The following is a 12,093-nucleotide window of genomic DNA, read 5'->3' on the forward strand; positions in this document are numbered from 1 at the left end:
AGTCGCAGTCGCAGTCGCAAGGAGCACAGTTGAGACATCGGAGCATTGTGCGTCGGAACATCACGGACACCTCTGTCGAACTCACCGAGATCGGCTTCGGGGCCTCCGTCATCGGCAACCTCTACCGGACCACCTCGGCCGAGGACGCGGCCGCCGCGATCGAGGCAGCCTGGGACGCCGGCATCCGTTACTTCGACACGGCCCCCCACTACGGCCTGGGCCTGTCCGAACGCAGGCTGGGCGCGGCGCTACGGCACCGACCCCGTACCGAGTACGTCGTCTCCTCCAAGGTCGGCCGCCTCCTCGTCCCCAACGAGCACCCGCAGGGCGTCGACAGTGAGGGCTTCGTCGTACGGGACGACCTGCGCCGCCAGTGGGACTTCAGCAGGGACGGGGTCCTGCGTTCCATCGAGGCCACGTTGGAGCGGACGGGCCTGGACCGCCTCGACGTCGTCTACCTCCACGACCCCGACGACCACTGGCAACAAGCCGCAGACGAAGCCATGCCCACCCTCGCCGAACTCCGCGACCAAGGTGTCATCGGTGCCATCGGCGCAGGCATGAACCAAACACCCATGCTCACCCGCTTCCTCCACGAAACCGCCGCCGACATCGTCATGCTCGCCGGCCGCTACACCCTCCTCGACCAATCCGCACTCGACGACGTACTGCCCACCGCCCGACAACACGGCAAAAGCGTCGTCGCCGTCGGCGTCTTCAACTCGGGACTCCTCTCCCGCGACCAGCCCACCGACGGCATGAAGTACGACTACCGGGAAGCCCCGCCCGCTCTCGTCACCCGGGCCCGGGCGATCGCCGACGTCTGCTCGGCCTTCGGGACAACGCTGCCCGCCGCCGCCATCGCCTTTCCCCGCACCCATCCCAGTATCATCAATGTCACTCTCGGAATGCGGACTCAGGAACAGGTCGGACGAAACATGGAACTCCACGGGCGGCCCGTCCCCGGAGGCCTCTGGGACGAACTCCGCGCCCAGGGGCTGATCCGATCGGACGTACCCGGTGCCGACGGCCGGGGAAGGAGCACGCAGTGTCCCTGACGGACAAAGCCATCGAACAGATCCGCGAGCTGATCCGGACCGGCGCACTGCCACCGGGATCCAAACTCCCCCCGGAGCCGGATCTGGCCGCCCAGCTGGGCCTGTCCCGCAATCTCGCGCGCGAGGCGGTCAAGGCACTGGCGGTCGCCCGAATCCTGGAGGTCCGCCGGGGCGACGGCACCTACGTCACCAGTCTCCAGCCCAGCCTGCTCCTGGAGGGACTGGGTGGGGCGGTGGAACTGCTGCAGGGCGACTCCGCCGTGCTGCAGGACCTCATGGAGGTACGGCGGCTCCTCGAACCGGCCGCCACCGCACTGGCCGCCACACGCATCTCCGACGACCAGCTGGTCGAGGTCAAAAGCCACTTGGACGCCATGCGTGAGGCCCGCGACGATGTCGAACTGCTCAACGCGCACGACGCGGCCTTCCACCGCGCGGTCGTCGCCGCGACAGGCAACGAAACCCTGCTCACCCTGCTGGAGGGCGTCTCCGGCCGGACTCTGCGCGCACGGATCTGGCGTGGCCTGGTCGACGACCAGGCGGCGGCCCGCACTCTCGCCGAGCACGAGGCGATCTACGCGGCACTCACCACACGCGACGCCGCCCTCAGCCAGGCCGCCGCGCTGCTGCACGTCAGCAACACCGCGCAGGCGCTGAAGGAGCACCTGCGCGTCAACCAGCCCCTCCCCCACGAAGTGGCCACACAGAAGTAGGCGACCACTCCTCGTCTGTGCGGAACTCGGGCGAGGATGAACGCAGGAGATATTGACGATCCCTGTGAGGCTCCTATGTCGCTCGTCGGCTCACGGTGGTTCGGGAGTTTCGAAGCCCAGCCCGGGGCGGGCCGGGGGCCGGGCTTCGGTCACCGGCCCGTCCAGCCGGTCCACCGCACAGACGCGTCGGTCGGGCAGCGCGTCGCCTGGCGGGACGGTGCGGTGGTGGCCCGTCCCACCCGCAGCACCGCCAGTAGCGCGTGGTCCGGGTTCGTGCCGCCTCCGGCCCGGAGCGCGACCGGTCCGCCGGATTCGTGGCCCAGCGGCTGCGCGGCGTATCCGGCCTCGGTCAACTCGAGCCACACGCGCATCAGCGCCACACCCGCGTCGAGCCTGTCGGTGACCGTGCGCCGGGGGCCCCGCAGGACCAGTACGGCTCCGCAGTTGCGCAAACCGCGAGCCCTGAGCCGGGCCGTCGCCGTGACCGGTGGTGTCGCCCGCCGGGGTGGCACCATCCGGCTTCCCAGGACACGGCCGACGACACGGGCCGTTCCCGAGGCGGCGAGCAGCTCGCTCGGATCACCGAACGAGCGTCGGCCGTCCTCGGTCCGCGCCCGTTCTCTCAGCCATTCCCAGAGCGCACCGTCATCCGCGCGGACGTCCTCCGCGCGGCCGTCCTTCCCGGCGTCGAGCTCGGTGCGGGCCAGCCGGCCCAGGGCCGTGGCTCCGGTGACCGTTTCCAGGGTGAGGTTCCGCTCGGCACAGGTCAGTTCGATCCGCTTCAGGGTGGTCCCGTCGAGCGGTGTCCGCAGCAGATCGCCCCGGTGGGTGCCGCGCAGGCCGAGGACTCCCTGCCGGGCGAGCACGTCGTCACGCAGTCGGTCGCAGTGGAACCGGCCCGCGGACCAGCCAGCCTCACCCGGATCGGCGGCACTGCCCTCCCACTCCCCGTGGGCGAGGTAGGACATCGCCCCCAGCGCACAGCCGAGGCTCTCCGCCCAGCCCAGCGCGTCAGGTGCGGCGGAGGGCCACCGCCCGGCGTCCGGCGCGAGCCGCACCGTACGCCCGTCGACAGGCTCGAAGCGCCAGGGCTGAGCGTTGTAGGGCGACGGTGCGAGGCGGGCTCCCCGCAGCACGATGGCGAGACGTTCGGGGAGCTGTCGTACGGGCGGGGCCGCGGACTCGGGCGGGCGGAGGCGGGCCGATGCCGCAGCCGACGGTGAAGCCGATGCCCGGGCCGTCGCCCGGACCGCTCTCAGGGTCCGCGCGAGTTCCAGCGGCATCCGGAGCCGGTGGGCGAGCGCCGCCGCGCGGGGCATGGCCGCCGCGTGCAGGTCCACGGTGACGACGTGCCTCGTCCTGCGGTTCATCAACAGGTCCAGTACCACCCTGCTGCCCAACGCGCCCATGCCGAGCACACAGTAGGAGATCTGCGGCCAGGTGCCGCCGTTGGACAGCCGGTCGGTCATGACCGGGAGGTAGTCACTGGGGAAGTGGGTCCTGCCGAACCAGCGCACGGAGTCCCAGACGCGGTTCTCCCGGTGGGCCTCGGCGGTGGCGGTGCCGTAGAAGGGCACGGGACGGCGACGGTAGTCGAAGACGTACACGGCCGGCTTCCCGCCGAAGTCCGCACCCGCGACAACGGGGATGCCACGCTGCGCGGCCCGCTCGTGCAGCTGGTACTTGACCCAGGCCGACATCTGCGGGTCGATGGCGTCGAAGGCGACATGGACACCGTCCAGTGCCTCGTCCAGGTTCTCCAGCGTCAGCCCCTCCGGGCAGACGGTCACCTCGGCGGACGGGTTGATGGCACGCACCCGCTCGGCCAGCACCTCGGGCTTCGGCCGGCCGGCGTCGGCCAGCACACAGGCCTGCCGGTTGAGGTTCGTGATGTCGAAGTGGTCGGGGTCGGCGAGGCGGAAGCGCATCACGCCGAGCCGTGCGAGAGGTTCCACCACCGCGCCGCCGACACTGCCGCAGCCTGCCACGAGCACGGTCGCCGCGCGCAACGCCGCCTGCTCACGCTCGTCGACGATGCCGAGGTTGCGGGTCACCGCCTCGGCCCCGGCCTCCGCCATGGCGACGTCCGACAGATCCGTGGCATGAACGTCCGTTTCATGAGCGTCCGTGTCACGCGTCATGGCGGAGGCCTCCCTCGCGGCGGAGGACGTCCGGACCTTGTTCCGTACGGTGGCGGAGTCGGCGAGGGTGACGCCGGCGAGTTCGGATCATGAGGGTTCCTGTTCTGGTCGGGGGCGAGTTCCGTGGGCGGCGGACGCTCACGGCGTGCGTTCGTCGATCAGCCGGAGCAGCTTTCCCGTCCGGGAGTTGACGACGAGCCCGGCGGCCGGAACACACTCCACCGTCAGCGGGCTGATCAGTCCGGCGTCGACGTGATCCGCGAACATCGGGCGGATCTCGTCGAGTCGGCTCGCGACGGCTTTGCCCACGGCGTCCGGATCACCGAGGTCGCCCGCGATCCGCACCACCAGCTCGTCCCGGCCGTCCTTACGACGCTGCACCACCTGCATGCCGACGAGGGGCCGGCCGTCGGCCACCTGCTGCACCACGGCGCGCAGATCCTCCAGATACACGGTGATCGGCCCGACCCGGGCGCCCTCGTCGGAGCGGCCCAGCAGCCGGAACAGCCCTTCCTCGCGGTCAACCCAGGCGCCCCGGTCCCCGGTGGGATACCGGATCACGGGCATCAGCCGACGGGCCAGATCGGTCACGACCAGCCGTCCGGGGCGGCCCGGTTCCCTGATGGGCTCGCCGGTGTCGTCGTCGACGATCTCCATCACGGTCTGGGGTCGGTGGGTGCGGTGGACCCGGGGATCGGGGTGGTCCGCCACGGGAGCTCCGAGCATGCCGCCGTCCACGCTGCCGTAACCCATCGAGCGGATACGGGCGTTGGGGAACGCCGCTTCGAGGAGCGGGCGTTGGTCCTCGTAGAACGACTCGCCGCCGAACATCACGAGGTGGACGTCGGGCGCCGGCCGGTCCGACTCGGTGAGCTGTGCGGCGAGTTGGCAGATTGTGGTCGGCGGGCCCAGCAGCGCGGTGGCGGCGAACTCGTGGATGACGTGGGCCGTGTACTCCAGCGGGGCGGACGCGACAGGCAGGTGCACGTTCGGGACCGAGGACTCCTGCAGGCACAGCACGTTGAACAGGAAGCTGGCGTACAGCTCTCCGGCGTAGAAGAGGTTGGCGATCCGGTCGCCGGGACGCAGTCCGGCGTGCTCGAAGCCGTTGCCCTGGAGCCGGCTCATGCCCAGCAGTTCCTGCCGGGTGTAGACGGACAGTTTGGGCTCGGTGGTGGTGCCGCCGGACTTGAAGACGATGCCGTCGGTGAGCGGGCCGGTGAGCACCCGGCTGTCGTGGGCGGTGTTGGCGCCCCAGAAGGACGAGTGGTCGAGGACGGGGAGGTCCTCCAGAACCACGGGGCCGGGCGGTACCTGGGCGTACAGGTCTCGGTAGTAGGGCGAGTGCTGACGGACGAAGTCGACGAGTTCGGTGAGGTCGTCGGCGTAGTACGGGGCCACGGTGGAACCTCCTTGGTTCGCGGGGAAGGGGTTCGCGGGGATGGGAAGGGTGGAGAAAGGTGAGCAGGAGGGGCGGGAGGAGCGGCGGGGCACCGGATCGAGGATGTCCCCTGCTCAGCCGTCGTTCTCGGTGAGTCCGATGCCCAGGTCCGTCACGTGGTAGATGCGGGTGCCGTCGGCCCACAGCCAGGCGTCGGCGACGGCGTAGGGGCCGCTTTCGGTCTCACCGGTCTCGGTCACCTCGAGTTCCACGGTGATCGTCCTGTTGCGCGGGGTCACCTGGCCCCGGTACTTCCAGGTGACCGGGCGCCCGGGGAGTACCGGTTCGAAACGCGGGCGGCGCAGACCGTCACCCAGTCCGCTTTCCATGGCGTAGAACTGGAGGAGCTGGTACATGGCCTGCACGCCCAGGGATCCCGGCTGGACCGGGTCCTGGAAGAAGTGGGCCTTGAAGAACCATTCGTCGGCGTCCACGTCCTTCTCCGCCCGCAGCCTCCCGAGTCCGGCGCGTCCGCCGTCCGGCCACCAGCCGGTCACCCGGTCGAGCATCAGCAGCATCGGGCCGGGCAGGTGGAGCGGTCCGTCGAAGTACTTCGCGGGCCGGAGACCGAGATCGACCCGGACGTCGCACGGCCGTTCAAGGGCCCGCCGTTCGTCGTCGGTCGGCGGCAGTCCGACCTGGTTCTCGAACGCCGCCGGCGGGAAGAAGCCGAACACGGTGGTGAGCGAGAACACCGGCTCGTCGTCGGCGAAGCACTCCACCCCGAACGTCTCGATGATCATGTCGCCGCTGTGCGCGATGTCGAGCAGTCGGGTCCGGGTGCGCAGCACCTTTGTGCCGGGCCGGATCTCCCGCAGGACTGTTCCCGTGCCGTCGAGGTTGCGGAACAGCAGGTCCTCGTCGTGGCCGAGGGCGCTGCCGACATACGAGGCCAGCCAGCCGCTGGCCTGCAGGACGACCTCCATGAGCACCCCGAGCGGCATGACGGGAAAGCCGTTCTGCTCGAAGTACCAGACCTCGTCCGGGACGTCGTACTCCACCTCCACCGCACTGCCCGCTTCCGGCACCCAGGCGGGACCCTCCACGGCGACGGCCCGGCTCATGAAGTGGAACGGCGGCCCCGGCAGCCGCGCCAGTCTGCGGGCGCTGTCGAACGGGGCGTAGGCGGCGCCGAAGGCCTCGCTCGGTTTGCCCCACGCGCAGGCGAGCATCGAGGCGTAGTCGTAGCGGAAGCCCTGGGCCTCGGCGACCGCCGTCGTCTCGTGGTGGCCCGCCAGACCGGCGAGCGCACGGTGCGGGACGGCCGCGCCGGTCGGCTGGACCGCAGCGGGCCCGAGATGCCGCCAGTGGGTCAGCGGCCAGTCCGGGACGAGCCGCAGCCGGACGCCCCGCGCATGGAATGCCTTGACCCCGTCGACGGTGCACAGCACGTCCGCCACGAGTTCGGGTTCGGGTCCGGTGGACAGCCCCGACACGAACACCTCGTACGTCAACTGCTCGCTGCCGGGCGTCACTTGCCCCCGGCAGAGCATCGGCACGGGGTTGCCCGGGGCCGGTTCGAAGCGCCAGCCGTCGCGGTCGACGGTGCAGCCGAGGGCGGCGAGATGGAACGCCATGGCCTGCAGACAGCCTTCGAACATGAGGGTGCCCGGCATGCACGGATCCTCGGGGAAGTGACCCTCGAAGAACCAGTCGTCGGGTGAGATCGGCGTGACCGCCCGCAGACAGCCCCGACCCCAGGGGCCGCCGACAGGGTCGAACTCCGTTATCTCGTGGAGGAGTTGCATCCGCCCGTCGCCCGTCCGGGGCGAACGGATGTGGCTACGGGTGAGTTCCCAGCCGGTGCCGAAGCAGTCGAAGGGCCGGCCTTCGGTGAACGCCCGCACCGCGTCGGGCCCGAAGGCGCGTGGCGGGGAGCTGACGGGTGGCGGGTCGAGGGGCAGCGCGGGGTCGGGGGTCTCGGTCGCCGGATCCCACAGCACGCCGCCGGTACGGGCGAGTTCCTCGTCGGTGAAGAAGCCCGCCTGGCCGCCCCGCATGGTCAGCCGGAGTTCGTCCCCGACGTAGCAGTCGTAGTGGAAGAAGAACAGCCGGATGCCACCGTGCTCGCCGTGGCCGTCGATATGGATCTCGTAGCGGAGCGTCTCGCCCGGGAGCGGCGGGCTGCCGTGGTAGGTGAGTTCGCAGCCGAGGAGACGGTAGACGCGTTCACCACGGTTGAGCAGATCCACCCCGAGCCAGCTGATCAGCAGCAGGTCGGCCTGGCCGGCCTCGACCATGATCCCGGCGGGCATGCGTCCGCTCGCGTCGAGATACCAGCTGTCGAGCCGGACATCGGTCTCGGTGCGGATGGTCCCGATGCCCATGGACGCCGGCTCCGCGTCGATCCCCGTGACGCGGTCCGCGAGCAGCATCGGCGGTGCGGGCATCCGGGTCTGCCGCCGGTACTGGTCCTGCGCGGCGAACAGGGGGCCGAACAGGGCGGACACCGGGCCGGTGGCGAGACGTTCCAGGTCGGCGCGGGTGAAGACGGGGCCACGGGGTACGTCGGCTGCGGCAGGGGTTTGCGGGGCCGCGGGTACGGCCACTGCGACAGGAGCCGGCGGCGGGAGCGGGGACGGGGGCGAACCGATGGTGTTCGGCGGCGGACCGGCGGCGTTCAGACGAGCGGCCAGGAGGTGTGCCGCTGCCCTCTGGCGTGTCGCCAGGAACTCCTCGTGCACCCGGGCCTGGACGGCGAGGAAGTGACGGTGGGCGGAGACGGCGAGTTGCCGTGTCTCCATGACCGCGGTCGTCGCGGGGTGGTGCGTGAGGGTGCCGAGTGCCTGCGTGACGCCGACCGGCGCGGCGGGACCTTCGGCCAGGACGGGCAGCGGAACGGCGGTCGGCGCGGGGAGCAGAACCCGATCCGGTTCCCCACCCTCCTTGGGCCCGACGTGAGTTGCCGCGTCACGCGCCGGGACAGTGACCCTGACCGGGACCTGAACCCGGGCCGCGTGGTACTCCGGTGCGCTCGGCAGCCGGGGTGCCCTCGGCATCACCTCGGGGGGCGGTGGTGTGCCGGGGTCGGGCAGCCGGATCGCCGGTGGGTGCGCGGGCAGGGTGAGTCGGCGGCTCGCGGATCGGGGCTCGGGCCGGGCCGCGGCCAGCCTGTCGCACAGCGCGTCGGTGTCCGCCTCCACCCCCGCGGCGACCAACTCCAGTGTGGAGCGCAGTAGTTGGCCGATGCCACGGCCCACGGGAGCGTCCAGGGACACCGCGACGTGCTCGCGGTCCCCCAGGACCCGCCTGATCCATCCCGCGCAGTGGCTGCGGGGACCGTGTTCGACGAAGACCCGGACGCCGTCCTCCCAGGCCTGTTCGACGGTACGGCCGAAGTCGATCGGGCCCAGGGCCTGTTCCGTCAGCGCGTCGGCCGCCGCGTCGGCGCTCGCGCGGTACCAGCGGCTGGTGGAGCAGGTGTAGAAACGCACCCCGACATCCGTGGTGGGCAGATGGTGCATCCGCCACCAGGTGTCCCGGATCTCCGCCAACTCCGGTACGTGCGCGGCGACCTGGTAGGGAATGTGCAGCGCCTGGGTGGTGCCCAGCCGGTCCAGGACCCGCAGACACCCACTCGCCTCGCCTCCGAACACACATGAGTCGGGGGTGTTGACGACCATCAGGTGAACCCCGGGTTCGTCACCGATGGCGGCCCGCACGCGTTCGACGGGTTCCTCCACCTGGTAGCTCGCCCATACGGTGCCCTCGACACCCAGTTTCCGCCAGGCTCGGCGCGGCACTTTCAGCTCGCCGACCACACCGTCCGCGAACAGCTGGGCCCGCCGGGCCTGCGCGGACAGGCCCGTGACGTCCGTCCAGGCGCCCAGCGACGCCAGCGCGCTGGACTCGCCCGAGGAGTAACCGAGCGATGCCTGTGGTTCGATCCGCAGCAGCGTTCGGGTGATCCGGGCGTGCAGCTGGCCGAGTACGGACGCGCCCCAGATCTGGTCGAGCGCGTGCCGAGGCCGTGGCCGCTCGCTCTCGTGGGCCCAGCCCACCAGCCCGTGCAGCGGACCGCTGCGCTCCTCGACGGCGGCGAGCAGGTCGGGGAAGGCCAGCATGACGTCGGCGCCCATGCCCGCATACGCCATGGACCCTCCGGAGAAGACGAAGGCCACCTCGCCGCCCACCGGGCGGTCACGGAACGCCGTGAAGTCCGGCCGGGCGCCGCTCTCCCCGGCGAGCCACCTCCGCGCCGCCTCGGTTCGGTCCGCGAGATCCTCGCGGCCGGCGGCGGCCAGCACCAGCCGGGCCGGACCTTCGTGCGACTCACGTCCTTCGGCGAGAGCCCGCACGACGCCCGCGCGGCTGCTCCCCGAGAACACATGGACTCGGCGCGGGAGTTCGGTGAGGTAGGGGGCCCGGTCGGCGGCGCGCAGCCGTATCTGCCGGGTGGGCCCGCCCAGCGGTTCCACCCCGGCCACGGCGGTCCGTGCACGCAGCGCGGGCCGGGCCGGGGCGCCGACCCGTGGAACGGCCCGGTGGTGCAGGGCCAGCGCCGAGGACACCACGGCGAGCAGTCCGCTCGCGGCGTGGGCACGGCCGAACAGATCGGCGGGATCGAAGTGATCCGGTGTCACCTCGGCCTGCGTGGGATCCCCGACGGTCCAACGCCGCCCGACGGCTTCCGCGTTGTGGTCCTCGTGTTCCTCGGGCGGTGGCGGGTCCGTCAACTCCGTGTCCAGCAGGGCGAGAACGGTGTCGCCGTCGGCGCGGGCGTCGGCGAGTCGCTTGAGCACCAGTACGACAGCCGCGTCTCCCGGCCGATCGTCCCGGCCGAATTCGGCCAGGGCCGCGCGGTGGACGGGCTCGTGCGAGAGGTCCACCGCGCCGACCAGCACGGCGTCGGCGTCGCCCGCCCGCAGCGCCCGGGCGCCGACCTCCAGCGCCACGACGCCGGAGGCCTCCTCCGCGCTGATCGTGAACCCGGGCCCGGTCAGGTCGAGTTGGGCACTGATCCGGTTCGCGACCAGATTGGGCATCGTCCCCACCACGGCGGACGCGGACTGGGCCGACTGAACGGCGTCCCGCAACTCCCGTACACGATCGTGGTCAGTGGCCCCGGCTCCGTTTCCGGACCCCGTTCCGTTCTCGTCCAGGAGCTCCGGGATCCGCCAACGCGTGATGTAGCGGGCCACTTCGGGATCGCAGCCCATGCCGATGAGCACCATGGTCCGGTCCCCGGGCAGCGCCGTGCGGTCCGCTGCCTCGCGGGCCGCCTCAAGGACCAGGAGTTGCTGGGCGTGGGTGCGTTCCAGATCCAGCGGCGGGAACCGCAGCCCGTCCAGGGCCACTTCCACGGTGTCCCGGGCGTCGTCCCGGCGCTGCCCGGCGAACAGCGCGTCCCTCAGGTCGTGCAGATCCCGTCCGTCACCGACCCGGGCGCCGACGGCGACGACGGCGATCGGCTCGGACGTCCGAGGGGTGCGGGGCGGCGGGGGAAGCGCCGGGGTTCCGGAGTCGTCGCCGGTCCAGGCGTCGACGATCAGGTGGGCGTTGTTACCGCCGAAGCCGAACGCGCTGACCGCCGCACGGCGCGGCCCCGTCCACTCCTCGGGTTCGTGCAGCAGCCGCAGCGGGGTCCCGGCGAGCGCCGCGAGGGGTTCCTCCGCGCCGACCGTCGGCGGGCGGATCCCGGCGCGCAGCGCGCCCAGCGCCTTCAGCAGCCCGGCGGCACCGGCCGCGGTGATCAGATGGCCCACATTGGACTTGGCCGAACCCACAGGCAGGTCCGCCGAGTCGGTGAACACCCTTGCCGCGCTGCGTACTTCGACCGCGTCACCGACGGGCGTGCCGGTGGCGTGGCATTCGAGCAGGCCGACACTCTCCGGGTCGACGCCCGCGGCTTCGTAGGCCTGCCGCATCGCACGTTCCTGGCCGTCCTCCGACGGGACGAGCAGTCCGCTGCCCCGGCCGTCGTTGGACAGGCCGACCCCGCGGATCACCCCGAAGACGGGCGCGCCTGCGGCGAGCGCGTCGTGGAGGCGCATCAGGGCGACGAAGGCAGCCCCCTCACCGGGGACGAGACCGTCGGCGTCCCGGTGGAAGGGCCGGCTCGACCCGCTGCGGCTCATCGCCGCCAGACTGCAGAAGCTGACCTGGAGAAAGAGGTCGTCCGCGCTGTTCACTCCGCCCGCCACCATCAGGTCGGCCCGGCGCTCCTGCAGCTCTCGGCAGGCGAGCCCGATCGCGTAGAGCGAGGAGGCACAGGCCGCGTCGAGGGCGAACCCACCGAGTCCCAGGCCGAGTTCGCGGGCGGCGAGATGGGCGGGCAGACCGGACATGAAGCGGTTGCGGGGATCCGGGGGCGGCCCGCTGGACGTCAGGTACTGGTCGCGCAGCCAGATGTGTTCGGCGTAGGACGCCATGCCGGCGGTGGGGAACGACAGGTTTCCCAGCACCAGTCCCGCCCGGTGCAACAGCCGTTCCTGGGCGGCCTCCCGCAGTGCGGCGGCGGCTCCGTGCCACGTCCAGTGGAAGACGGGATCCAGGGACGGGTCCAGCGGACCTGAGGCGGCGAAGTCCGTGACGTAGCCGGCGGTCCGGTTCCAGGTCCGGTCCGTGCAGTCGGCCGGATCGCCGAGTGCCCAGGCGTCGGACAGGCGTCGGCGGTCCTGCGGGGTGTCCCGCAGACTGACCCGGCCCGTGAGGACGTTGTCCCAGAAGGTGTCGGGGTCGGGGGCGTCGGGCATGACGCAGCCGCGTCCTACGACAGCGATCGGTTCGAAGCGCATGGC

Annotated in this window: 5 protein-coding genes; 2 read left to right on the top strand and 3 right to left on the bottom strand. The window is 71.6% G+C overall.

Features of this window, described 5'->3' with window-relative positions:
- The first annotated feature begins 29 nt into the window (after window positions 1-29).
- The gene (locus STRTUCAR8_RS23205) at window positions 30-1,058 is read left to right on the top strand and encodes an aldo/keto reductase (protein WP_044472716.1); all 1,029 of its coding nucleotides are present in this window, start codon (window positions 30-32) and stop codon (window positions 1,056-1,058) included.
- The gene (locus tag STRTUCAR8_RS23210; protein WP_006378385.1) at window positions 1,049-1,771 is read left to right on the top strand and encodes a FadR/GntR family transcriptional regulator; all 723 of its coding nucleotides are present in this window, start codon (window positions 1,049-1,051) and stop codon (window positions 1,769-1,771) included. The genes STRTUCAR8_RS23205 and STRTUCAR8_RS23210 overlap by 10 nt, the downstream gene beginning before the upstream one ends.
- A gap of 149 nt (window positions 1,772-1,920) precedes the next feature.
- Here the strand turns inward: STRTUCAR8_RS23210 and STRTUCAR8_RS23215 are convergent, their stop codons facing one another.
- The 3 genes from STRTUCAR8_RS23215 to STRTUCAR8_RS23225 all read right to left on the bottom strand — a co-directional run bounded on the left by STRTUCAR8_RS23215 (window position 1,921) and on the right by STRTUCAR8_RS23225 (window position 12,090).
- Window positions 1,921-3,912 (bottom strand): ThiF family adenylyltransferase, encoded by a 1,992-nt coding sequence (locus tag STRTUCAR8_RS23215; protein ID WP_006378371.1) that lies wholly within the window; start codon window positions 3,910-3,912, stop codon window positions 1,921-1,923.
- 138 nt (window positions 3,913-4,050) lie between these two features.
- A complete protein-coding gene (locus tag STRTUCAR8_RS23220; RefSeq protein WP_006378388.1) occupies window positions 4,051-5,313 on the bottom strand; it encodes a phenylacetate--CoA ligase family protein in 1,263 nt (420 codons plus the stop codon).
- A 114-nt stretch (window positions 5,314-5,427) separates the two neighbouring features.
- Complete coding sequence (locus STRTUCAR8_RS23225; protein WP_006378362.1) at window positions 5,428-12,090, bottom strand: type I polyketide synthase; 6,663 nt, start codon at window positions 12,088-12,090, stop codon at window positions 5,428-5,430.
- Window positions 12,091-12,093: the final 3 nt, after the last annotated feature.

The organism is Streptomyces turgidiscabies Car8 (assembly GCF_000331005.1).
GTDB classification, from domain to species: domain Bacteria; phylum Actinomycetota; class Actinomycetes; order Streptomycetales; family Streptomycetaceae; genus Streptomyces; species Streptomyces turgidiscabies.

Coding starts and splice junctions, on each gene's coding strand:
- STRTUCAR8_RS23225 (WP_006378362.1), bottom strand. CDS start 12,090: ATGCGCTTCGAACCGATCGCTGTCGTAGGACGCGGCTGCGTCATGCCC.
- STRTUCAR8_RS23215 (WP_006378371.1), bottom strand. CDS start 3,912: ATGACGCGTGACACGGACGCTCATGAAACGGACGTTCATGCCACGGAT.